At 35.9% G+C, this 25,042-nt stretch carries 20 protein-coding genes and 1 pseudogene; 10 read left to right on the top strand and 11 right to left on the bottom strand.

Annotated features, from left to right (window positions below):
• Positions 1-2 precede the first annotated feature (2 nt).
• Together M030_RS0111425 and M030_RS0111420 are read right to left on the bottom strand one after the other, a co-directional pair.
• Positions 3-2,105: a T9SS type B sorting domain-containing protein gene (locus M030_RS0111425; RefSeq protein ID WP_027373621.1), complete on the bottom strand. Its 2,103-nt coding sequence runs from the start codon at positions 2,103-2,105 to the stop codon at positions 3-5.
• Between the two features lie 158 nt (positions 2,106-2,263).
• Positions 2,264-3,061: a hypothetical protein gene (locus M030_RS0111420; protein WP_027373620.1), complete on the bottom strand. Its 798-nt coding sequence runs from the start codon at positions 3,059-3,061 to the stop codon at positions 2,264-2,266.
• Positions 3,062-3,262: 201 nt separating this feature from the next.
• On the opposite strand from M030_RS0111420, the gene glgP reads away from it, so the two are divergent.
• Positions 3,263-4,924 carry an alpha-glucan family phosphorylase gene (glgP, locus tag M030_RS0111415; RefSeq protein WP_027373619.1) on the top strand — a complete coding sequence of 554 codons (1,662 nt, stop codon included), beginning with the start codon at positions 3,263-3,265 and terminating at the stop codon, positions 4,922-4,924.
• Between the two features lie 74 nt (positions 4,925-4,998).
• On the opposite strand, the gene M030_RS0111410 is transcribed toward glgP, so the two are convergent.
• Together M030_RS0111410 and M030_RS0111405 are read right to left on the bottom strand one after the other, a co-directional pair.
• Complete coding sequence (locus M030_RS0111410) at positions 4,999-5,187, bottom strand: DUF6496 domain-containing protein (RefSeq protein WP_027373618.1); 189 nt, start codon at positions 5,185-5,187, stop codon at positions 4,999-5,001.
• 10 nt (positions 5,188-5,197) lie between these two features.
• Positions 5,198-5,671, bottom strand: a complete 474-nt coding sequence (locus M030_RS0111405) for a hypothetical protein (RefSeq protein ID WP_027373617.1) — start codon at positions 5,669-5,671, stop codon at positions 5,198-5,200.
• 122 nt (positions 5,672-5,793) lie between these two features.
• On the opposite strand from M030_RS0111405, the pseudogene M030_RS24020 reads away from it, so the two are divergent.
• A pseudogene (locus M030_RS24020) lies at positions 5,794-7,923 on the top strand (S9 family peptidase).
• Positions 7,924-7,990: 67 nt separating this feature from the next.
• Here the strand turns inward: M030_RS24020 and M030_RS0111395 are convergent.
• The 3 genes from M030_RS0111395 to M030_RS25535 form a co-directional block, all read right to left on the bottom strand.
• Positions 7,991-8,815: a GLPGLI family protein gene (locus M030_RS0111395; protein WP_081806330.1), complete on the bottom strand. Its 825-nt coding sequence runs from the start codon at positions 8,813-8,815 to the stop codon at positions 7,991-7,993.
• Positions 8,816-8,821: 6 nt separating this feature from the next.
• Complete coding sequence (locus M030_RS0111390; protein WP_185097390.1) at positions 8,822-10,354, bottom strand: vitamin K epoxide reductase family protein; 1,533 nt, start codon at positions 10,352-10,354, stop codon at positions 8,822-8,824.
• A gap of 99 nt (positions 10,355-10,453) precedes the next feature.
• The gene (locus M030_RS25535; RefSeq protein WP_155860246.1) at positions 10,454-10,627 is read right to left on the bottom strand and encodes a hypothetical protein; all 174 of its coding nucleotides are present in this window, start codon (positions 10,625-10,627) and stop codon (positions 10,454-10,456) included.
• A 268-nt stretch (positions 10,628-10,895) separates the two neighbouring features.
• On the opposite strand from M030_RS25535, the gene M030_RS0111385 reads away from it, so the two are divergent.
• The 6 genes from M030_RS0111385 to recG all read left to right on the top strand — a co-directional run bounded on the left by M030_RS0111385 (position 10,896) and on the right by recG (position 19,785).
• The gene (locus M030_RS0111385) at positions 10,896-12,551 is read left to right on the top strand and encodes a peptide MFS transporter (protein WP_027373614.1); all 1,656 of its coding nucleotides are present in this window, start codon (positions 10,896-10,898) and stop codon (positions 12,549-12,551) included.
• 133 nt (positions 12,552-12,684) lie between these two features.
• Positions 12,685-14,439, top strand: coding sequence for a peptide MFS transporter (locus tag M030_RS0111380; RefSeq protein WP_034722473.1), 1,755 nt, complete (start codon positions 12,685-12,687; stop codon positions 14,437-14,439).
• Between the two features lie 59 nt (positions 14,440-14,498).
• Positions 14,499-15,491 (top strand): YhcG family protein, encoded by a 993-nt coding sequence (locus M030_RS0111375; protein ID WP_027373612.1) that lies wholly within the window; start codon positions 14,499-14,501, stop codon positions 15,489-15,491.
• Between the two features lie 23 nt (positions 15,492-15,514).
• Entirely contained in the window at positions 15,515-16,990 is a 1,476-nt protein-coding gene (locus M030_RS0111370; protein ID WP_027373611.1) for a peptide MFS transporter, read from the top strand.
• Positions 16,991-17,032: 42 nt separating this feature from the next.
• The gene (locus M030_RS0111365) at positions 17,033-17,563 is read left to right on the top strand and encodes a thioredoxin family protein (RefSeq protein ID WP_027373610.1); all 531 of its coding nucleotides are present in this window, start codon (positions 17,033-17,035) and stop codon (positions 17,561-17,563) included.
• 101 nt (positions 17,564-17,664) lie between these two features.
• The gene (recG, locus tag M030_RS0111355; RefSeq protein WP_262483295.1) at positions 17,665-19,785 is read left to right on the top strand and encodes an ATP-dependent DNA helicase RecG; all 2,121 of its coding nucleotides are present in this window, start codon (positions 17,665-17,667) and stop codon (positions 19,783-19,785) included.
• 609 nt (positions 19,786-20,394) lie between these two features.
• On the opposite strand, the gene M030_RS0111350 is transcribed toward recG, so the two are convergent.
• From M030_RS0111350 to dapA, 4 genes are all read right to left on the bottom strand, one after another.
• The gene (locus M030_RS0111350; protein ID WP_027373608.1) at positions 20,395-20,841 is read right to left on the bottom strand and encodes a response regulator; all 447 of its coding nucleotides are present in this window, start codon (positions 20,839-20,841) and stop codon (positions 20,395-20,397) included.
• Positions 20,834-21,415, bottom strand: a complete 582-nt coding sequence (locus M030_RS0111345) for a helix-turn-helix domain-containing protein (protein WP_027373607.1) — start codon at positions 21,413-21,415, stop codon at positions 20,834-20,836. The genes M030_RS0111350 and M030_RS0111345 overlap by 8 nt, the downstream gene beginning before the upstream one ends.
• Positions 21,416-21,710: 295 nt before the next feature.
• Positions 21,711-22,214, bottom strand: a complete 504-nt coding sequence (locus M030_RS0111340) for a GNAT family N-acetyltransferase (RefSeq protein WP_027373606.1) — start codon at positions 22,212-22,214, stop codon at positions 21,711-21,713.
• 138 nt (positions 22,215-22,352) lie between these two features.
• Entirely contained in the window at positions 22,353-23,225 is an 873-nt protein-coding gene (gene dapA, locus M030_RS0111335) for a 4-hydroxy-tetrahydrodipicolinate synthase (RefSeq protein WP_027373605.1), read from the bottom strand.
• A 107-nt stretch (positions 23,226-23,332) separates the two neighbouring features.
• Between dapA and M030_RS0111330 the strand changes: the two genes are divergently transcribed.
• Complete coding sequence (locus M030_RS0111330; RefSeq protein WP_027373604.1) at positions 23,333-24,091, top strand: 5'-nucleotidase C-terminal domain-containing protein; 759 nt, start codon at positions 23,333-23,335, stop codon at positions 24,089-24,091.
• On the top strand, positions 24,091-25,041 hold the full coding sequence (locus M030_RS0111325) for a bifunctional metallophosphatase/5'-nucleotidase (protein ID WP_027373603.1): 951 nt from the start codon (positions 24,091-24,093) through the stop codon (positions 25,039-25,041). The genes M030_RS0111330 and M030_RS0111325 overlap by 1 nt, the downstream gene beginning before the upstream one ends.
• The last annotated feature ends 1 nt before the right edge of the window (position 25,042 follow it).

Raw genomic sequence — 25,042 nt, 5'->3', positions numbered from 1 at the left:
CATTATTCTCTGTTTTTCACCAATATCCAACCTGTAAATTTAATGGCTGTATTATTTTTATCATTTTCATTCCACATTACAGAATACCAATAAGTTCCTGTAGGGACTTTTCTTCCTTTCTGAGTTCCGTCCCATGTATAGCCGCTCAGTTTATTAAGCTGATGGATTTTAGTTCCATACCGGTCAAAAATATCCATTACCAGATTTTGCTTACCTCCTAATGCGGAATAATCGACAATATCATTAATACCATCCGCATTGGGAGTAATAACATTGACAAGATTAGGCACAACAATTCCTATTTCTACAGGAACACAATCATAGGTATCTTTTACAAATATTTTATAATCTCCTCTCGCCACATTATTGAAAATATTGGAATTCTGCCACGTTACGTTATCCAATGAATATTGATAAGGAGGTGTACCACCCATCACAGATACCGTAACCGTAGTATTGCCAATATCAACTGTAGAAATAACCGGCTGTTCCGAAGCGTATACTTTTACCGGCTGGGTAATTACACATTCTCCGGTTTTGAGCTTCACCCAGTAAGTTCCGATTCCTACATTGATCGTCTGGGTAGTCGCTCCGGTACTCCACTCATAACTTTTGAATCCCGGGCCGGCATCTAAAACAGTTCTTGCTTCGGCACAAATAATTTTATCTTTGAGTATCGCAGAATACACCGGCTCAATGACTACCAGTGTAATCTTTGCCACATTATAACATCCCTGCGCATTGGAGACTTTTACATATACTACTCCATTAGGCGCAATATAATTGTTGAAGGTTACTATTTCATTGGTTTGATTAACAGCATCTGTCAGAGAGGGATAATATTTTTTGATAGGATTTGTCTGGCCTGTAACAGACGCATTCCCAAGGTTGAAAGCTCCTGTAGAAAGGTTTGTTTCGAGAGCACACGATCTTAATATTGCATCATTAACGACGACGACAGGATGAAATTTCAAACTGATCTGAGCAATAGCTTTACATCCGAATTCAGAAGTTACCTTTACATAAATAGTTCCTTCTGCGGATACAAAAGTCATAGGATTTGTAATTTCATTAGCATTGGCATTAAGATCTGTCATGCTTAGAAAATACCTCTTAATGGAATTGGGGTTTGACCCGACGTCCGCTGATGTAAGGTCAAATAAGGCAGTACCCGCATTATTGTTATTACACTGCGTTAATGTTGCATTTTTTGCTGTAATTGCTCCATTTTTAAATCTGAAAGCGCCAACCTGTTTACATTTGTTAAGTGGATTATCAGGATTTGACGCATCCGTATAGCTGATACTGTAGTAATAAACCGTCGTCGTATTTACCGTCTGAGGAGTTGTAATCGGGTTATTTCCTGTTAAAGCATCATTTTGACTCACGTGATAGCTTACCCCGAAATGTTGATTCCCGTTAAGAATTCCCGGAGTCAGGAGTGAAAAGTCAAATAATTCAGTGGCACCACAGATTACCACTTCTCTGGGGTCAGCAGGATTCGCTGCAGGAATTCCGGGAGGCATAAATGGATAAACCTGAATATTCGGGTCGGTAAAAGGAGAAGCCAGGGTTGCCGTTCCTCCCCATGTTAAAGAAAACGGCGCTGTTATACTACTGGTACTACTCACCCAGTTGTCTATGAATAAATAATATGTTTCTCCGGGCAAAACATCCATATATTTGCAGTACGGTGTTGGGGAACCTCCGGGAGCACTTGTAATTGTACTTGTCATATTAAGGCCTGTGGCCGCTCCAACACCAATCACCGTGGCGGCATTACAACGTATTGGCGCTCCCAGGCTGCCACAATTCACATTGGGGCCGAAAATAGCCCAGTCGTAGTCTGCACCGGGGTTATTCGGAGTAAGATCAAAAGTAAGGGTACCTCCGGTTGCTATTGTAATTTTATACCAAATCGAATTATGCTCTCCAGTGAAATCTATACAACTTCCCGAGTTTTCCAATTCTTTGATATCACCGTATCCTGACGGGCTGTATGTAATATTTGAGTTTCCGCAGACGGCCAATGCTGTGGCACAATCTTGCTGAGAATAAAAAGTATGGGATATCAATAAAAGAACAAATAGTAAAAGTTTTCTCATAGACATGTTTTTATGGTTGAATTAGTTACATCCACATATCCCTCTCAACACATATCAAATATACCTATAATTTCATTACAAATAATAAAGTTTACATTATTTTAAAATATTTTAAATAAAAAAAATATTTTATTGCGTAATACTCTACATAAATCGATTTATTTTATACTTGTAATATTTCCACAAAGGTTTTCAAGGTGAAAAATTTTATGGAAAGGGCTCTTGACTTCTTTCAAATGTTCTTTATCCTGAATAAAAGTATACCTGGAAGCGATAGAGTTCATATCAGACACAATGACCAGCCAACATTCATCCACAGAGGTGTCATAATAAGGGAACTTTTCATTTTTCTTTTCGATCAGTTCAAGAATTTTCTCAGAGCATAATTCGTCAAAAAGATTCATACTGTACTCATGAGTAATAAATACATTTCTTCTGTGGAAAGATTTTCGTATACTTTTTACACATCCTAACGGTTTATTCTTTTTTATACTTTTATAAATACTGGTAATATTTTCCTCCTGTTGTTCCAAGTGATCAAATTTTACATTGGAATGAAATTCTAAAAAATAAACACCACGATATTTCGTAGTGTCTTCTTGTTCTAGTAGTATTTCTGCCTGACGGAATATTTTATTTAAAGTGCTTTCCACCTTTTTCATTTCCAGATGATTGATCACTTCGGTCAGTTCTATTCCGATTTTTTTGTCGTTTAACTTAGCGATAAAGTCAGGACTTTCGCAGGTAAAGTTTTCAAATTTCACTTCGGGAAAATGATGCATGAAAGAATTGAGTAGCAAAATCTCGGACTTCTTTCTGTATTTTTCACGATCATGAAGCGGAGACTCGTCTATGGTACGGTGGTACTTTTCTATGGGCTTTTTTTTCAAATGCCTGTTGAGATAATATAAACTTAGATTTTTAATCAGATCTTCATCAGAAAACGTCTTTTTCATGTGATTATTTTTTAAAAATTACGAACACATGCAGCCAATGGCTTTCATCATTAAAAGTTTTTGATAATCAAAAATTTACACACTTAAAGATAAGTAAAAAAACAATTCAACATCGGGTTTTATCATTTATTTATCAAATAATTAATGTAAGGTTTATTTTCATTATTAATACCTTTGTCTCTTGTAACACAAATCAGCATTATGGATTTTAGGAATTTTAAGATACCCTACAACATCAATCCCCAATATTCAAAGAAAACAGCGTACTTCTCAATGGAATTTGCCCTTGAGCAGGTACTTAAAATATACTCCGGCGGTCTCGGCTTTCTGGCAGGATCTCATATGAGAAGCGCCTATAACCTGAAGCAGGATTTAATAGGAATTGGTATTCTCTGGAAATTTGGTTATTATGATCAGGCCAGGAATCATGATCAGACTTTACAACCTGTATGGACCAGAAAAATGTACAGCTTTCTTGAAGACACAGGGATAAAGTTCCAAATTGAAATTCATAGTGCACCTGTCTGGGTAAAGGTATGGTACCTCAATCCCGAAACATTCAATACGGCACCTATGTTTTTTCTGTCTACAGATGTTCCGGAGAATGATCACGTATCGAAAACGATCTGTCATAAATTGTATGATGCCAACGAATCTACCAAGCTGGCACAATATATTTTACTGGGAAAAGGCGGAGCTCAGTTACTGGATGAGATGAATCTTGAAAGAGAGGTCTACCACCTCAATGAAGCTCACGGTCTTCCTGCTGCATTTTATCTGTTGAAAAAGTACAATGGTGACCTGGGTAAAGTAAGGGAAAAACTGGTCTTCACTACCCATACACCGGAAGAAGCAGGTAACGAAAAACATAATCTGAAGCTATGCTACGATATGTCATACTTCTCAGGATACAGCATGGAAGAGATAAAAAGTATTGAAGGAGGTGATGGAGATCGCTTCAACCATTCTCTCTGTGCTCTGAAGATGGCCCGGAAGGCCAACGGAGTTTCCCAACTCCACGGAGTAGTTTCCAGAACGATGTGGAATAAATATCCGGGAATCTGTGAGATCACTTCCATCACCAATGCTCAGGAATTTAAATACTGGGCGGATAAGCCTCTTTATAACGCAAAGGATGAAAATGACGAAACCGTTTTCGACTACCGTAAAAAGAATTTAAAGAAAAAATTATTCAACATTGTTGCCGATCAGACCGGAAATCTATTCAACCCCAACATCTTTACTATTGTGTGGGCAAGACGATTTGCAGGATACAAACGTGCAGAACTGCTGCTGCATGATAAAGACAGATTTTACAGGCTTTTAAATCATCCGAAATATCCGGTACAGATTATCTGGGCCGGGAAACCCTACCCTATGGATTATTCGGCTATTTCTACTTTCAATACACTCGTGGAAGAAAGTAAGAACCATAAAAATATGGCTGTCCTTACAGGGTATGAATTGTCTCTCAGCAAATCTTTAAAGCAAGGTTCAGATCTGTGGCTCAACAATCCAAGGGTACCCCGTGAAGCTTCGGGTACTTCCGGTATGACCGCTGCGATGAATGGATCGATCAATTTATCTACTGACGATGGCTGGATCCCTGAATTCGCAAAACATGGGGAAAATGCTTTTGTAGTACCAAAAGCAGACTACCAGAATATGAGTATTTATGAGCAGGATAACTATGATTTAAATAAATTATACGAAATCCTTGAAAATGAAATTCTTCCCACCTACTATGATCATCCGGAGCAATGGAGAAAAATTCAGTACAACTCAATGAATGACGTGAAAGATCAGTTCAATAGTGATAGAATGGCAGATGAATATTACAGAATACTCTATCAAGAAAGATAATATCCTGCTATCAAATAAATAAAACAAAACCGCCCTGTAAAACTTTTACTAGGCGGTTTTTTATTGAGAATTAATTATTTACTTTTTTTCTTTGCAGGCACCTTTAAGCCTTTTTCTCTTGCTTCAGAAATACCGATAGCTACGGCTTGCTTCTTGCTTGTCACTTTTTTACCGGAAGAAGATTTCAGTTTTCCTTCCTTAAATTCGTGCATAACTTTTCCTACTTTGTCCTGAGCTTTTTCTGAATATTTTGTCTTGCTCATGATACTTGTTTTAAGATTTTGGCAGGGCTACCCCCAGTTCGTAAACTCTGGCGTGTTTCAAATATTTTGAACGCTCTCTTGAAGTTACCGATTGAAAATGATCATTTTTAATCACAATTATCGGGTCTTCTGCATTTTCAATCTCGAAATTGGCTAAATATCTTTCATCCGGTGGAGATTGTTGTTGCTTTGCTTTAATTTTCTGCAGTTCATCCGCATATTTCCGGAATCCCGGATCTGAAGAATGGATAAATTTGTATTCATCGCCGGCATACACATAATAGTGAAGTTTTTTTTCTATCAAACCTGCTTCATCAGTGATTTCAGGGTTGTCGTTTCCGTCCTTAAAGCCCACTTCCACAAGAGTTCCACCTTTTTTGCGGGCACATTCGTCAGCATCATTAAAGCTGGAAAAACCGGTATAGACAATCTGGTCGTTCAATACGTAACGGTTTAATTTCTGGTTATAGGCATTCGTTTCCATAATTATTATTTGATTTGATTATATGAAATGATATTCAATTTTTTTGCCAAAAAGCATATTTGGAAAAGCTTTTTTATATATTTTAATAAAATTATTATCTTTGAAATTGATTAATGCTAGAAATGAAAAAACTACTTTTAACTCTTACTATGGCAGCCGCATTCTATAATGCATCAGCCCAGGAAATCACACTAGACAAAATATATTCAGGATATTACCGTGGCAAAGGCATTGCCGGAATCACATCTATGAAAAACGGTGAAAATTATCTTGTTATTGAACCTACCGGAATAGCTAAATATTCTTATAAAAATTCTCAGAAAGAAGGAAATCTTGTAGATGGAAAATTTGAAAGCTATATTTTTTCTGATGACGAGTCTAAAATTCTGTTACAAATAGGCCGTCAACCGGTCTACAGACATTCTTTCCTAGGAAAATTTGATGTCAAAGATCTGAAGTCAGGAAAAACAATCAGTTTAAATGATGGAAAACCGGTACAGGAACCTAGCTTTTCACCTGATGCTACAAAAGTTGCTTTTATTGTAGACAATAATTTGTTTTATCAGGATTTAACTTCAGGAAAAATTACGCAGATCACGACCGACGGCAAGAAAAATTCTATTCTCAATGGGCTGGCAGACTGGGTGTAGGAAGAAGAATTCGGTCATGCAAAACAATATGAATGGACCAAAAATTCTGATGCCATTGTATTTGTAAAGTCTGATGAAAGCCAGGTTCCGGAAGTTTACATTCCCATCTACGGAAAAAATCTTTATCCTGCTGAGATGCGTTATAAATATCCGAAGGCCGGAGAGAAAAACTCTGTAGTTTCAGCTCAGCTGTATCGTCTTGATAGCGGAAAAACAATACAACTCAACTTAGCTTCTTTCAAAAATTACTATATCCCGAATGTGTTCCAGACGGCAAAGCCTGATGAAATGGTGTTGATTACTTCAGAAAGAATTCAGAATGCATCCGACATCTTGAAAGTAAATACCAAAACGGGGGCGGTTCAGAAACTATTTACAGAAACGGATGATAAATGGATAGAAACAGATAGCCCTACACTTCAATTCCTTGATGACAATTCTTTCCTCTGGTCTTCTGAAAGAGACGGAAATCGTCATTTATACTGGTATGATAAGGATGGTAAGCTTAAAAAGCAAATCACGAAAGGAAACTGGGAGGTAACCAATTATTATGGATTCAATCCCAAGACAAAAGAAATTTACATCCAGACTACTGAAAAAGGAAGCATCAACAAGGTTGTTTCTAAGGTAAATATCGAAAGCGGGAAGATTCAACTGATTTCCAATGGAGAAGGAAACAATTCTGCCAATTTCAGTAAAAATTACAACTATTTTATCGAGACCTCTTCTACAGCTTCAAAACCTTACACTTATGTATTGAAAGACGGAAACGGTAAAACAGTAAAGGAACTTCAGAATAATAATGACCAGCTACAGAAATTAAAAACGGATAATTTTGCAGAAAAAGAGTTCATTACGATTCCTAATGCGGTAGGTGATCAAATGAATGCCTGGGTAATGAAACCGAAGAATTTTGATCCTAATAAAAAGTATCCGCTTTTCATGTTCCAATATTCCGGACCGGGATCTCAGCAGGTTGCCAATTCGTGGGATAACGGTAATGCCTTGTGGTTTAATCATCTGGTACAAAAAGGATATATTGTAGCTTGTGTAGACGGACGCGGAACAGGATATAAAGGTGCAAAATATAAGAAAGTAACTTATATGAATCTTGGTAAATATGAGATTGAAGATCAGATCACTGCTGCAAAATGGTTCGGAAATCAATCTTATATTGATAAAAGCAGAATCGGAATGTTCGGATGGAGCTTCGGAGGTTACATGACGAGCTTAGCAATGACCAAAGGTGCAGATGTTTTCAAAATGGGAATTGCTGTAGCACCGGTAACCAACTGGAGATATTATGATTCGGTGTATACTGAAAGATTTATGAGAACTCCACAGGAAAATCCTGATGGGTATGATAAAAACTCTCCTACAGAATATGCAAATCTGCTGAAAGGCAAATTCCTGTTAATCCATGGAACGGCTGACGATAACGTACATTTTCAAAATTCGATGGAATTATCTGAAGCGTTGATTCAAAATAAAAAGCAATTTGATTTCATGGCTTATCCTGATAAAAACCATGGAATCAATGGTGGGCAGACAAGACCTCAGCTTTATCAGAAGATGACGGATTTCATTGTACAAAATTTATAAAAAATAAATAAAACAGATAAACTCCCTTTCAGAAATTCTGAAAGGGAGTTTTCATAAAACACATTCATTAAGGATACTTTACGGCCTTATCTAACTCTATCGGATTATTAAAGGCTTTTAATTTTTTTCTTTCGTTGGTTTCTGCTGGTTTCAGTTGTTCTTTGGTGAGAATTGTACCGTCATCAAGCTGTAATTTTTGCCCTTCGCGCATAGTCAGATTTCCATTAAATATATATTTAAAAGGATTGGAATAGAGGTCCAGCCTTAGTTTATTTAAATCTTTCTGAGTAACGGAAATCGCTCTGAGGATATAATTATTTAATGAATTACGTTGATAATCATCCGCAATCTTTTCACTCTTAATCACCTTAAAATAATAATTCTTTTTTGTATCATACAATTCCATAATCAATCCCGGCAATCCGTTAAACTTATAAGGTCCGTAGGCCATTGGAATATCTTTTGTAAACCATGCGATCCAGTTTCTTCCTCCGAACTGAGTAGTAGCTTTTTGAAGTTTCAAATTATCCAAGACTTTTATGCTGTCTGAAATACTCCATTGTTGGTTGGCCTCATCAGATATTTTATAAAAATTCACATCCCCGATATATTCATAGTTTTGAAAGACATTGTTACCTTTCTTTTTTATTAAAAAAGAAGTCAGTCTATTACCTTTAAACCCATAGTGCCCGGTAGCATTAAATATTGAATCATTAATATAATTCAGTCTGTTATAATACGCTATATCCTCTTTTGTGATATCCAGATAATAATTTTCCCTGGTGATATCTTTTGAGGTTGAATCTTTCTTGTATTTCACCTCATAGATGAACCTGTTGTTCTGAGCAAACATCATACATGTTCCCAGCAATATAAATAATAAGCCTTTCATAATAATTTAATTTTCAGATAATAATTCCGGAATAAAGAACTCAAGATCTGCTCTTTCGTACTGAACCGGGTATTCCGTGTCATTGATAAAGATATTGGGTGTAAAATGCACACCATTGCTGCTTACCCATTCTTCATGTCCTTTTAATAATGCTAGTGCACTCTCCGGGTTTCCAAAATATTTAGAATACTTTTGATACCAGCCACTTTTGTCTTCACTATATCCCTGAACCTCATACCAGCCGCTTAACGCTTCCAGAAATTCTATTTTATTTTCGCTATTGATATAAATATTGGTAAGATTTACATGAACCGTTCTATTATCCAGATCATCCCTGCTAAGGTCTATATCAAAAAAAATAGTGATTCTCAACTCATCTGAATACTTTTTAACCAGCTTTAGAAAAACAGGATAAAATTCTTTACAATGCTTACAAAAGGGATTAGTCACAAAGGTCAAATTCTGGTCTGCATTTTCGTTTCCAAATACAAAAGCACTTGAAAAATCAGTATTGACCAACCGTTTTTGTAAAGACAAATTATTTTTGAAAAACTGATAGTTTCTTCTGAATTTTAAATTTCTTTTAAGCGTATTTTCATCTTTCTGGGCATTTTGATTTTTTATCCTAAAATTCATCAGAACAATGAGCGAACCCAAGCTCCCGATTAAAAACAGAACAGCACTTATGTCCGGTTTCTTACTCGTAAAGGAGATAAGATTGGCAGCCACCAGTTGAATACCTACTAAAGCTATGATTACCATGCAGACAGGACAGTATTTTTTAACAACAAATATCTGATAGTATAATGATAAAACAGCAACGGGTATAAATGCAAATAACCCATACCGATAGGTCTCAAAAAAGAATTCAACATTTTTTATCAGGCCAAGTAAAACAAAACACACGATCTGACTCGTAAAAAACAACAATGAAATCTCAGATAAATCTATTTTGTTAAAAATCTTCCATTTTTTCGAATTAAAAACCAGGTCACAATCCGTATTCAGATAATTGCTTTTACATACTCCAACCGGAATGAATGTTCCTTTACCATGAGTTTTTTTGTAGGCCTCACGGGCAAAGATGAAGCCGATAAGTCCGGTAGCGGCAAAGATCAATTTCAAAATCAGATTGGAGTGATCATATGCGAAAAGAAACAGAAACACCAGCGCTACAATTCCCCAGTTGACATATGTATACTCAAATTTTGATTTTTTGTAAAACTGGTCTTCAGATTTTTCTACAATAAGTATTATATTTTCCCATTCTGAAAAAAAATCATCCGTATGCGAACCATTGACTGTTATTTTATTATCTTTATTATTCACCACTGCCAACTCTCCTTTTACTAAGGCCAGGAAATCCTCAGGTAAAATATCTTTTTCATCATTATCTATTCTGTAACTGTAATTTTCAATATTGAAAAAGTGTAAAGCATCAGAAAATGCCAGAAGACTTGGAAAATCAGGATGCCCTTCCAATTGAAGTTCGAACTCATCCCTATCAATATATATTTTATTATCATCCAGATAATTCATAACAGCTATATAACTTTTATGTGTCATCTCTAATGCATCTTTATTGTTCAAAAAAAATAGCAACAGTTTCCCGTTGCCATTTTAAAAAAGTTTCAGTGATTATCCACAGCAAAAAGTACCATTGCAATAAGAATCTCCATTACCATTATGAGTGTTTGCACAGGCAGCATTAGTGCATCCGCATCCACTAGCCTCAATAAGCCCTCCCTTAATTGTTCTCTGCTCGTCTCTGGACAAGCTTCCCTTCAATTTTTTCAAATCAATTTTTTTCATGATGTTTTTTTTAGAATGATTTTATGTCACTATTGACATTTCGAAACTAGAAAACAAATATCACATCAAAGAGAAATAAACTTGCATTTATGCTGCATATACCCTTATTTGCAATATGTACACTATTTGTACAGGTTAATTTAATACAGTGAATTATCTTTTTAAGCTTAAAATTTTATATTTATTTCATTAATCGTTTACTCAATGATTATTTATTTTATCAATTAAAATTAAAAACCTAATTTTGGGAAATTTGAAAATTGATTATATGAAGACTAAACATCCTAAAGGGCTGCCTTTTCTCTTTTTTACAGAAATGTGGGAGCGTTTCGGGTATTACCTGATTCTTGGAATCTTTGTTTTGTATGTTATCGAGCCTGCCGGTATGAAAGGAGGCCTTGGATTACCGGATAAAACCGCCGATGACATTTTCGGGACTTATATTGCATTGACTTATCTTACTCCTTTTATTGGAGGTTTCTTGGCAGACAGGGTTTTAGGATATATAAAATCGATCTATCTGGGTGGTTTTTTAATGGCTGCAGGATATATCGGAATGGGAGTTTTCAAAGATCTACCTTTATTTTATACTTCTTTAGCATTAATTATTATCGGAAATGGTTTCTTTAAGCCTACTATCTCAACCCTTCTGGGAAATCTATATTCTGAAGAACCTTATAAAGCCAACAAAGATTCCGGATATAATATTTTTTACATGGGAATCAATATCGGAGCGTTTATCTGTAATATTATTGCAGCATTCATGCGTAATAAATTCGGTTGGGGTGAAGCTTTCATTACTGCCGGAGTAGGAATGCTGATCGGTATGGTTATTTTTACCATCGGTAGAAAACATTATCTCCACGCCGCTCAGATGAAGCCGGTACAGGAAGGAGATACTAAGCTTTCAGAGATCCTTATCAAAGTATTTGTTCCCGCTATTGCAGCAGGAGCAATCGGCTGGTTTATTCCGAACAATATTTTTGGAAGTGACAGTACTGACGCTTTTATTTTCGCCTGTATTCCTGTTATTTACTTTTATGCTTCCCTTTATTTCAAGGCTAAACCTGAGGAAAAAGCTTCAATCGGAGCATTGTTGTCTGTCTTTTTGATCAGTATGTTCTTCTGGGCTGTATTCAAACAAAATGGTACTGCACTGACAAGATGGGCAAATTATTACACCGACAGAAGTGTTCCTGCTTCCCTGGAAAAACCATTAGAAGGTATCTATATGGTGGATGGCAAGAGCTATGAAGACAAAGAAACTCCGGTTTACGATAATCAGTTCAGATCTCAGAAGGATGAAAATGGTGATACTAAAAAAGAAACAGGCAAAGATGTTTATTTTAAAAATATATCTCCGGAACAACGTGCTGTCTTAGAAAAGAACCCTGAAAATAAAGTATACTTATACAATACAGAACTTTTCCAGTCTATTAATCCATTCTGGGTAATCGCACTGACTCCGGTGATCGTCGGGTTCTGGGCATTGCTGAGAAGAAAAGGAAAAGAGCCTTTAACTCCTACGAAGATTGTTCTGGGGTTATTTATTTCAGGCTTATCATGCCTGGTAATGGTTCTTGCTGTAATGGCCGGAGATAATGGATCGGTAAAAGTTTCTCCTTTATGGCTTGTTGCCAGCTACGGGGTAATTACTATCGGCGAATTATGCCTTTCACCAATGGGACTTTCCTTTGTTTCAAAGCTTTCACCAGCCAGAATTACAGCATTGATGATGGGTGGTTTTTTTCTGGCCAACTCTGTAGGAAACAAACTTTCAGGAATCCTTGCCAGTACGTGGTACAGCTATGAAAACAAGACGAATTATTTTCTTGTAAATTTCGGTTTGTTAATATTTGCTACGCTATTAGGCCTTTCTATGTTAAAAAGATTAAATAAAATCATGAAAGAAAAAGGACATTAATCCTTTATATCTATAACAAATATCAAGCTGCGGACCGGTTCCGCAGCTTTTTTATTTAAAAATAAAATTAAAAACTTGCCAAAAACCCAAAATAAACTATATTTGTCAGTCTTAACAAAAATTAACAATAGAAATGGATAATATTGAAGCATTAAGTCCGAAACCGGATGAATTTGTGGAGAATAAGAATTCCAGACATCCAAAGGGATTATGGGTTCTTTTCGGAACGGAAATGTGGGAGCGTTTCAACTTTTATGGAATGAGAGCACTTTTAACGCTCTTTATGGTAAATTCCTTATTAATAAAAGAAGCAGATGCTGCAATCATCTATGGTGGATTTTTAGCTTTATGTTATCTTACTCCGCTTTTGGGAGGATTTATTGCCGATAAATATATCGGAAACAGATTTGCCATTATTGTGGGAGGATCCCTAATGGCCATCGGACAGTTTTTATTATTTATCAGTGCATCTACTTTCTCTGCGGATATCGGAAGTGCTAAACTGATTATGTGGCTGGCTTTATTTGTTATCATCTTTGGTAATGGATTTTTCAAACCGAATATTTCCTCAATGGTGGGAAGTCTATATCCAAAACAAGAAAAATCTAAGCTGGATTCTGCATTCACTATTTTCTATATGGGGATCAACATCGGGGCATTCCTTGGCCAGTTTATCTGTCCTTATGTAGGAGACGTAAAGGATGCTACGACCGGTGTAAGAGATATTTTTGCTTTCAAATGGGGGTTCTTGGCAGCTTCCATTGCGATGGTAATCGGAACAGTTACATTCTTCATTCTTAAAAATAAATATGTAGTAACTCCTGAAGGAAGGCCTATCGGCGGATTACCAAAGAACAATACCACTGCAGATTTTGAAGAAGGAGAATCTCAGACAGCAAAATTTTCGGGTGCTTTCCTGGGAGCTACGATAGCAATTTTCGTTGTTCTCTTCTTTGTATTCAGATATTTATTGGTAGGAGAACTCGGATTCAACTCTGTGGAAATGGGACAGATGATTAAAGGGATTATCTATCCTTTCATCTATGCAGCAGGTATTTCATTAGCTTTCTTAATTATGTCTTCAGCTGAAAACAAGGTAGAAAGACAAAGAATTTGGGTCATTTATATCGTTTCTTTTTTCATCATCTTTTTCTGGGCAGCTTTCGAACAGGCAGGTTCTTCATTAACGTTTATTGCAGATAACCAGACAGACAGAAATATTTTTGGATGGAATATGCCACCATCAATGGTTCAGATATTTAACGGAATTTTTGTAGTTCTACTAGCGGTTCCTTTCAGTTTATGTTGGGATAAGCTTAGAGCAAAAGGAAAAGAGCCGGTATCTCCATTCAAACAAGCGATGGGGCTTGCATTAATTGCTCTTTCTTATTTCATCATTGCACATAATGTAAAAGATCTAGGAAACTCCGGTTTATTGGCAATCAAATGGTTGATGCTTTTATATTTCATCCAGACTTGTGGTGAGCTTTGTTTATCACCAATCGGGCTTTCGCTGGTAGGTAAACTGGCTCCAAAAAGATTTGCTTCATTGCTATACGGTGTTTTCTTCATCTCTAATGCTGCCGGATACGCATTGGCAGGTTCATTAGGAGCACTTATCCCTGCAACAGGTGATAAATTTAAGAAAGCTCAGGAAATCGGAGTTAACTTACAGGATGTTTTAGATAAAAAAATTACTTTAAATGCTGATCAGATTGCAGCATTTGAAAAAGCACAGCTACCGTTACACAACCCTAGTTTTGTAGGATTTGAGATTCATAACTTATTTGAATTCTTCATGGTGTTTGTGGTACTTTGTGGTATTGCTTCAGTAATCTTAGGTCTACTGTCGCCGATCTTAAAGAAAATGATGCACGGTGTCAACTAGCAGCATTAACAAAATATGAATAAAACCTCTGCTAAGTCAGAGGTTTTTTTTATTTTCGTATGATGGAAATTTCCGAAGATTCTTTATTCCAGTCCGTAAAGGAAATTGTTAGGCAATCGCGCGAAAAAGTTTTTCGGATAGCGAATTCTACGCTATTGCTTACCTATTGGCAAATCGGAAAACTGATTGTTGAAAATGAGCAGCAAGGAAAAGAACGTGCGGAATATGGAAAATACACCTTAAAGAATCTTTCACAAAAACTGACTCTGGAGTTTGGAAAAGGTTTTGATTACACAAATCTTTCCAATATGCGTAAGTTTTATACCGCTTTCCCAATTGTTGACACATTGTCTCAACAATTGAGCTGGTCGCACTACCGACTGCTTTCAAGTCAGGATGATAAATCCAAGAGAGAATATTATCTCAATGAAGCTGTACAAAATAACTGGAATGTAAGAGATTTAAAAAGACAGATCAGTTCACTTGCCTACGAAAGAGTTTTAAAACATAAAAAAACTTCAACTGAAAGTATCCACAGTGTTTTAAAAGATCCTTATATTTTTGAATTTCTCGGTTTAAAAGTTGATGAACAGTTTTCAGAAAAAGAAATTGAAACCGCCATCATCGACCATATTCAAAAGTTTTTACTGGAATTTGGAAAAGGATTCGCTTTTGTTGCCAGGCAACAACATATCTCTACTGATACCTCAGACTTTTATATCGATCTGGTTTTTTATAATTACATCCTAAAATGTTTTGTAATCATCGACCTGAAAACTGGCGAACTGTCTCACCAGGACATCGGGCAAATTGATATGTACGTAAGAATGTATGATGATATGAAACGTGGTGAAGGAGATAATCCCACTATCGGAATTTTACTCTGTTCTGAAAAAGATGAAACAATCGTAAAATATTCCGTACTCAATGATAAAAACAATTTATTCGCCAGCAAATACCTGCTGTATCTCCCAAAAGAAGAAGAATTAAAACAACTTATTGATCAGGACAGAATTCGTTTTGAACTGGATCAGGAAAATAAAACCCCTTAACTAAAACTTAATCATATAGCGCTATGAGCTTAACTCTAGAAGAAATACAAGACTTTAAAGGCAAGTATCCAAAACAACTTTGGACCTTATTCACCATTGAAATGTGGGAACGTTTCTGTTTTTATGGAATGCGTGGTGTCCTTACTATTTTTATGGTAGACCAATTAGGATTATTGGAAGACAAAGCCAATTTACAATATGGAGCCATACAGGCTTTCATTTACGCCTTTACTTTCATAGGAGGGATTTTTGCTGATAAAATCTTAGGTTTTAAAAAATCTCTCGTTTTTGGAGGACTTATTATGGCTGTCGGTAATCTGATTATCGCTCTTTCTCCACACGATTTCTTTTATTTCGGAATTACCTGTTCCATTATAGGTACCGGGTTTTTCAAACCGAATATTTCTTCTATGGTAGGCGAACTTTACAAAGAGGATGACCCGAGAAGAGATGCCGGATATGGGCTTTTCTACGCAGGAATCAATATTGGCGGACTTTTAGGAGGCGCTCTCTGTGTTTATCTCGGAAAATACCATTCGTGGTCTTGGTGCTTCCTTGCAGCTGCCATTGTAATGGTTTTAGGACTTATTACATTTTTTGCTACCAGAAAGACATTAGGTCCTATCGGTGATTCTCCGTTGCAATTTATTCCTAAATCAAAGAGAACATTACGTGAAGTGTTGGTCTATATTGGTGCATTATTAAGTATGCCCCTTATTTTTGTCATGGTTAAAAATACAAGCTTTACAGATTATTTCATGTACTTAATCGGTGTAGCGGCTGTAGGCTATTTCATTATAGAAACCTTAAAGCAAACAACTCCTTATCAGAAGAAACTGATCGCTGCCTTTATATTTATTTTCATGTATTTTGTTTTCAATTCTATATATGAACAGAGTGGCGGGTCTTTATCTTTGTTTGCAAAAGATAACCTTGTGCACAATTTGCTGGGATTTGGGATGGATCCAAATGTGATTAACAATAGTGCCAATTCATTTTTTATCATCATCTTCAGCCCTCTTATCGGCTTAGCATGGGTTGGTTTAAACAAAAAGAAACTTGAACCTAATACAATTAACAAGTTCGGAATCGGTTTTTTATTTCTGGCCGCCGGGTTTTTCTTATTCTATAGTTTAAGATATTTTGCAGGAGCAGACGGAAAGTCTTCTCTTAACTTATTTACTTTCACATGGCTTGTCATTACTTTCGGGGAACTTTGTTTAGGTCCGATAGGTATGTCTATTATCACTAAACTATCTCCGAAAAAGATGTTTGGAATGATGATGGGATTATGGTTTTTAGCAAGTGCATTCGGGCAGTTTGCCGCAGGAAAGATCGGAGCCAGTTTCTCTGAATCCAATACAGGCAATACCAATATGAGTAAACTTCTGGCTTATACAGATGGATATAAAACACTGGGTATTTACGCTTTAATTGCCGGAGTGGTATTAATATTGCTTTCATCACTCGTGAAAAAATTAATGCAGGATGTAAAATAAAAAAATAAGTAATTATGCTTATTTTTACGCAAATATCAAATTATGAAGAAAATTTTAAGCATAACACTCTTATTTTTATTAAATTTTACTTTTGCCCAGGTAAAATGGATGACTATAGACGAAGCTTTAAAAGCACAAAAAGTAAGTCCGAAGAAAATCCTTATTGACTTCTATGCAGATTGGTGTGGCCCATGTAAAATAATGGATAAAAAAACGTACGGACATCCCATTATTGCTCAGATCTTAAATGAAAATTATTATCCTGTAAAATTTAATGCAGAAGAAAAAAAATCATTTGAAATCTTTGGAAGAACTTTTTCCAACCATGGTACTGAGCATAAAGGCAGAAATTCATTACATGAATTTACCCAATACATGAATGTAGGAGCTGTTCCAAGCACTGTTTTTTTGGATGAACACGGAGATCCCATCACCATCCTTCAGGGAGAATTGTCGGCCAAAGAGCTGGAACCCTACCTTGAACTGATCTCAAAAGATGTATTTAAAAAAATCAAAACCCGGGAGCAATGGGAAGATTACCAGAAGAAATTTAAATCCAAAATAAAAGACTAACACTCGAACTTCCGATTACCTTATAAAAAATCAGACTTCCATTTTTTTGGAAGTCTTTTTTATTTTCCCGAAATTCGGACCTTTGTTTTTCCATTCAAAAAATACAGGTCCGGAATCGCGGATCTTTTAAAAAAATGACTTTAGAAACCTCCATAGAATATGTAAAAGGAATAGGTCCGGAAAGAGCCAAACTCATAAAAAGTGTGTTGGGCCTATCCACCGTAGAAGATATGTTGAACTTCTACCCTATCCGGTATCTGGATAAAAGCAAAGTCTATAAAATCTCCCAGCTTCACGAGGAAACCAGTGTTGAAATACAGCTGAAAGGAAAAATCACCCAGGTACAGGAAATTCAAACCGGAAAAACCAAGAGACTTTCTGCAAAATTTAATGATGACACCGGTAGCATGGATCTGGTATGGTTCCAGTATTCAAAATGGCTGAAAGAACAGCTTCCCATCAACCGTGAGGTGTATATCTTTGGAAAAATCAATGTTTTTAACCGTCAGTTTTCTATGCCCCACCCGGAGATTGAAGCTGAAGAAAATAAAGAAAGTGATAATCGCCTGAAACCGATTTACCCGAGCTCCGAAAAATTAACCAAAAGAGGATTAAGCCAGAGGTTCTTCCAGAATGCATTAAGAAATATATGCAAAGAAATTCCTAATCTGATTGAAGAAAACTTTCCGGAATACATGGTGAAAACTTTTAAATTCATCTCAAGACAGCATGCCTTTCTGAATGTACATTTCCCAAAGGATATGGAACATTTTGAAAAAGCAGATTTCAGATTAAAGTTTGAAGAGTCCTTCTTTTTTCAGCTCGGATATGGCTTAAAAAAGCTCCATCATAAAACGCAGTCATTGGGTAATCCCTTTCCTATTATAGGAGATCATTTCAATGGTTTTTATGAAAATCATCTGCCCTTTGAACTCACCAATGCGCAAAAAAGAGTCTTAAAGGAAATTCGTATGGATATGAAAAAACCTATCCAGATGAACAGGCTCCTGCAAGGTGATGTGGGTTCCGGGAAAACAATGGTGGCTTTGCTGACAATGCTTATTGCCATGGATAATGGATTTCAAAGCTGCCTTATGGCGCCTACAGAAATCCTTGCGCAGCAGCACTATAATGGCATAAAGGAATTGCTTGAAAATACGGAAGTTAATATTCGCCTTTTAACCGGATCCACAAAGGCGGCAGAAAGAAGAATTATTCATGAAGAACTGGAAAATGGAAGCCTTTCTATTTTAGTGGGAACTCACGCTGTTTTGGAAGATAAGGTTAAGTTTAAAAACCTTGGGCTGGCCATCATTGACGAGCAACACAGGTTTGGTGTGGCACAACGCGCTAAGCTTTGGGCCAAAAACAAAATTCCACCTCATATCCTGGTGATGACGGCTACTCCTATTCCAAGAACTCTGGCAATGAGTTTCTATTCCGACCTTGATGTATCGGTTATTGATGAAATGCCTGTAGGAAGAAAACCCATTATCACTGCTCACAGACGGGAGAAAGACAGATCGTATGTATATAATTTCTGTAAAGATGAAATTAAAAAAGGCAGACAGATTTATTTTGTATATCCTCTTATTGAGGAATCCGAGACGTTAGATTACAAGAATCTCATGGAAGGTCTTGAGCATGTCATGGATTATTTTTCAGACTATAATGTAACGATGCTGCACGGGAAAATGAAACCCGATGAAAAAGATGCTGCTATGGCGTATTTTGCTTCAGGGAAAGCTGAAATCATGGTTGCAACAACGGTTATTGAAGTAGGTGTCAATGTACCTAATGCTTCCGTAATGGTTATAGAAAGTTCGGAAAGATTTGGTCTTTCTCAGCTTCATCAGCTCAGGGGCCGTGTAGGAAGAGGTGCAGAGCAGAGCTACTGCATTCTGATGACCTCGGATAAGCTGAGCAAAGAAAGCAGAACCCGTATCCGTACCATGACAGAGACCAATGACGGATTCAAAATCTCTGAAGTTGACATGCAGCTTCGCGGGCCCGGAGATATTCTGGGAACACAACAAAGTGGTGTGGTAGATTTCAAAAGACTGGACCTGGTAAAAGATTCTGCCATTATTAAGACTACGAAAAATACGGTGGAGAAAATACTGGAAGCAGATCCGTTACTGGTAAGGCCAGACAATCTTGTCATGAAAAATTATTATCTCAGAAATTATAAAGGGAAGAATAAGTGGAGTAAGATTTCATAAAAAAACCGCAGAAAAAAAATTTCCTGCGGTCCCCTTATAAAACTGTTATTTAGAAGAAATTACTTTTAGTCTTCGAAAAAATTTATTTTAATAGTTTAGGCTTAATATTTTGTGATGTGGTGTGAAAATATGTATCTACTATTTGAATAGGCTCAAAACCATCAACTATTAAAATAAATTATAAAAAACAAAATGAATTATTTTTCCAACTTGCTTATTATAAAAACTAACTGTGTCGAGGTTGAAGATGAGGGAATGAAACGAATAAAAAATATCTCCAACACTCTTAAGTTTTCATGATTGTACCGTTTTGTTTAAAGATCTTCTATGCTTTAAAATTGGAAATGAGTATAATTCATTTTGTTAGCTAACATCGTGATTTATATATTTTTTTGTTTTTAGAAACAATTTCCTTTTCATTCATCCGTATTTTCGTATATGGTTAAATTTGTGTAATTATTTTATGATTACAAATGTCAGAATATTAATTGATATTTTTTTTATATGATTTCAACTATTAGTTATAAAATTTTCACTTTTGTGTGAATAGTATGCATGAAATATAAGTCTATTTTTAACAAAAACCAGAGCTTTTAAATCTTGTATTCATCATATTTTCAGGATAAAATGATCTTTATTCAATCCTGAAGTGTGGTACTGCCAATTGATACTGATAATATCTGAAAGAACTTTCTTTAAACTCTTGAAATCTTCCGGTTTTCTCATGTAAATATTGGTGCCCGCCACAAAAATATCTTCAATCTCATGTTCTGAAATCTGGTCGGAAAATATAACAGTCACCATATTATTGAACTTTGAATGTGATTTAAATTCTGCAATACATTCCATACTATCTATCTCAGGAATTGCATACTGAATAAAAACAATTTCAGGAACCACTGCATCTTCATGATTCAGATACTTCATCATATTTTTTCCGTTGTTGAAGCTTTGAATTTTTATAGATATCTTCTGTTCTTTGAATATATTTTTAAAAAAGGTTAAAGTATTTTCATCGCTATCTGCTACTATTACGTTCAGAAATTCTTTATTCATACTGCATTTTAGGATTTATTACCGTAGTCTGGGCCCTTCTTCTTTTTCCTATGATCTTTTGAAACTGGGAGGGAGTAATCCCTGTGGTATTTTTAAATTGTGTACTCAGGTGAGCGACACTGGAATAGTTCAGCTTATGAGCAATCTCAGTGAGACTCTGCTTATTTCTTATAATGAGAGCTTTCGCATGCTCAATTTTTTGCAGAATAATAAAATTCTCAATAGATGTGTAAGCGACCTCTGAAAACAGATTGGAAAGGTATCCATAGCTGTGATTCAGTTTTTCGGAAATATAAATAGACGCTTTTACAGGAATAATCTCATCTGAAAAAACAAGTTCTACAATAGCATCTTTTATTTTCTGCACTAAAGCCGTTTTTTGGCTTTCAATGATCTCGATCCCATAATCTCCAAGATTTTTCTTAAAAAGATTATGCTGCTCCTGAGTAATGGGTTCGTAAAACTCTACCTCACCGAAGTTCAGTAGCCGGTACTTTAGCCCATGCTCTCTAAGTTTTTCCTCCAATACCTTTTTACAAAGAGCATTGAAGTCAAATTTTACGTACATTTTCATCCTAGTAATAAGTAAGCCAATTTTTTAGTAAATATAATAATTTATTTCAATTGAATGTGAAATAGGATTATATTTTTTAACATATTTTATAGAAAAAAAAACTCCTGTATTCTTGAATACAGGAATTTAAACACTAAGGATGAAAAAAATATACTGATAAAAAGCTAAAAAAGCTCAAAACCAAGCATATGAATGTATTGTATTATAAGTGATTTGGTTCTGAAGCAAAGATGACTTAAAAAAAGAAATCACCCGTTATAGAATTACAGGTGAAAGTTACAAAATTTTAAGTCAATTAATCGTGAATTAGAAATTCCATCAGAAAATCATCCATTACAAAACCGTTTCCAATATCGAACACACCCTCGTCATAGACCCTGTATCCCTGCGATTCATAGAACTTCCTGGCTACATTATGCTTATTAACATTTAAAATAATTCTGCTGTTTCCGTTTTCAGACACCTGCCCATTTATAAACTGAAGAGCTTCTTTTCCAAAACCTTTTCCCTTACTTTCCGGAGTCAGGTAAATACGATGCAATTTGGTCGTTTTATCTTCGTAATGATGCTGGTAGCCGATAAAGCCTTCATATGATCCGTTGTTTTCATCAAAAATCAGATAATAATGATAATCAGGATTTTGAAAATGGCTTGCTATTTCCGTTTCAGAATACATTTCGGATAGCATGTATTCCATTTGTTCTGCAGAAAGTATATCCGCATAGGCATTTTCCCAAGAGCGTCGTGCCAGGTCCTGAATTAAAGGAATATTTTCCAGTGTTGCTTGTATTAATTTCATAAGTCGGTATTATTATGATTAAAAAAAGTGAAAAGCCGGAGCTTCTCACTTTATGATATTTTGTTTAGTCTTTCGAATTTAAGAATACTGATAAACATTAAAATTACAGTAAAAAATTTACCAGAAACAAATCATTGACTAAATATTTGCCATTTCTGCTTTAATTTTCGCGTATAGCCCTTCCGAAGCAGGAACCAACGGAAGTCTAAGATAATTTTTAATAATACCTTTTTCAGCCAATACGACTTTAATACCGCAAGGGTTTCCTTCTGCAAAAATTAAACGGGTAATTTCTACCAGTTTATTATGAATTTCGTAAGCTTCTTTCACCTTTCCCTCAAAAGCCAGCTGTACCATCGTAGAAAACTCCTTCGGATATCCTTGTCCGATCACGGAAATCACACCATCACCTCCTGCTAACGTCACAGGAAGAGTATATTCATCATCTCCTGATACAAGAGAGAATCCTTCAGGCTTCTTTCTCAAGATATCAAAATACTGCAGAATATTGGGTGAAGCTTCCTTGATCATGAATAAATTCGGGAATTCTTTTGCAAGACGTATCGTTGTATCTGCTTCAACATTCTGCCCTGTTCTTGACGGAACATTATAGATAATAATATTCTTCCCTGTGGATGCTAAAGCTTTATAATGCTGATAAAGACCTTCCTGATTAGGTTTATTGTAGTAAGGTGATACAGAAAGCACTGCTTCAAATGCAGAAAGATCCGCTTCTTCGATCTGTTTCTTGACTTCAAGGGTATTGTTTCCGCCAATTCCCAATACAAGAGGAAGACGTTTATTATTCACCTTAATGATATGCTCAATTACCTGTTTCTTTTCATCATCAGAAAGCGTTGCGGCTTCTGCCGTAGTTCCCAATACTACCAAATAATTGGTACCGTTGTCGATATTATATTCAACAAGCTTTGTTAAACTATCGAAATCAACGGATAAATCTTCATTAAAGGGTGTCACCAATGCAACACCTACTCCTTTTAAAATGCTCATCTGTTCGAATTATTTTTGCCAAATTTAATCATTTACGTCAAGAATTTGTTATAAATAATAATGTTTTATTATACATATAGTTATATTTGCATATACTAAAAGATATTATGAAAAATAAATTCTTGTTACTAGGAATTGCTCTGGCATCTCTTACAGCATGCAAAACGGCCTCTACGCCGCAACTTGTGAATGTAAAGACCCAGAAAAATATTTCTATTAATAATGAGCTAAAGAATGATGAGGAATTTGTAAAGTTTATCGAACCCTACAAGCAAAAACTGGACAGAGAGATGAATCAAAAAATCTCCCATACCAATGTTGATCTTACAAAACAGGGTGATAACAGCAATCTGGGTAATCTTTTAGCAGACTATACCCTTGAAGGAGGCGATCAGTGGGCAAAAACTCATCTCAAGCAAAATGTAGATGCAGCGTTGATCAATATAGGAGGTATTCGTACCACAATTGGAAAAGGTGACATTATGCTGAAAAATGTTTTTGAGGTAATGCCTTTTGAAAATGAACTGATCATTGTCAAGATGAAGGGAGCAGATTTACCGGGACTTTTTGAATATTATGCAAAAACACAGGTAAACAACCCTGTTTCTCACCTTTATATTGAAACAAAAAACGGACAATTATCCCAATCTTTAATTAACGGAAAACTAGTTGACCCCAACAAAGACTATTATATTGCCACTTCAGACTATCTTGCTCTGGGTGGTGATAATATGAAGTTTTTCTCAAAAGGAGAAGCAATCCCAACGGGAGTTAAACTCAGAGATTTATATATTGAATGTTTCAAAAAAAATCCTGAAATTGTTCCTGCTACAGACGTTCGTTTAAATTTTATTGGTAAAAAGTAATGGATAGAAAAAGTTTTTTAAAAGCAATAGGTGGTGGATCTTTGGCAATGGCTCTGGCTCCGAATATGATGATGGCGGAAGAATTCAAAGTTCTTGACTTAAAATCTACCCATAAACTGACGATTCTTCATACCAACGATCAGCATAGCAGGATAGAACCTTTTGATGCCAGCTATACCAAAAATCCCAACCAGGGAGGTTTTGCCAGAAGGGCAAGCCTAATTCAGCAAATCAGAAATCAGGAGAGCAATGTATTGCTCCTTGATTCAGGAGATATTTTCCAGGGCACCCCTTACTTCAACTTTTTTGGAGGAGAACTGGAATTCAAATTAATGTCGATGATGAAGTATGATGCTTCTACGATGGGAAATCACGATTTTGATAACGGATTGGAGGGATTTCTGAAAGTTCTTCCCAATGCAAAATTTCCTTTTATCTGTTCCAATTATGATTTTAAGAATACCATTCTGGACGGGAAAACTTCTCCTTACAAGATTTTTAATAAAAACGGTATCAAAGTAGGAATTTTCGGACTGGGAATTCAGCTGGATGGTCTCGTAGGCAAGAAGCAATATGGAGAAACAGTATATTCAAACCCTATTGATGTAGCCCAGCACTATTCCAACTTCCTGAAAAACGAAGAAAAATGTGATCTAGTGATCTGCCTTTCACATATCGGTTATGATTACAAGGAAGAACCTGATAAGATCAGTGATAAAATTTTGGCTGCCAATACAGAGAATATTGATATCATCTTAGGGGGTCACACCCATACCTTTCTACCGGAACCTCAAACTTTCACCAACAGACAGGGGAAAAATGTTCTTGTCAATCAAGTGGGATGGGCAGGCCTTCTTTTAGGCAGGATAGATTTTTATTTTGATACAAACAAAAATGTAAAACATATCTCCTGGAACAACCAGGCAATAGACAGCAGTATAATCGCATAAT

The sequence above is a fragment of the Chryseobacterium sp. UNC8MFCol genome, from assembly GCF_000482305.1.
Classification (GTDB): domain Bacteria; phylum Bacteroidota; class Bacteroidia; order Flavobacteriales; family Weeksellaceae; genus Chryseobacterium; species Chryseobacterium indologenes.
The sequence above is the reverse complement of the archived record's forward strand: the minus strand, read 5'-3'. Positions and strand labels throughout refer to the sequence as shown.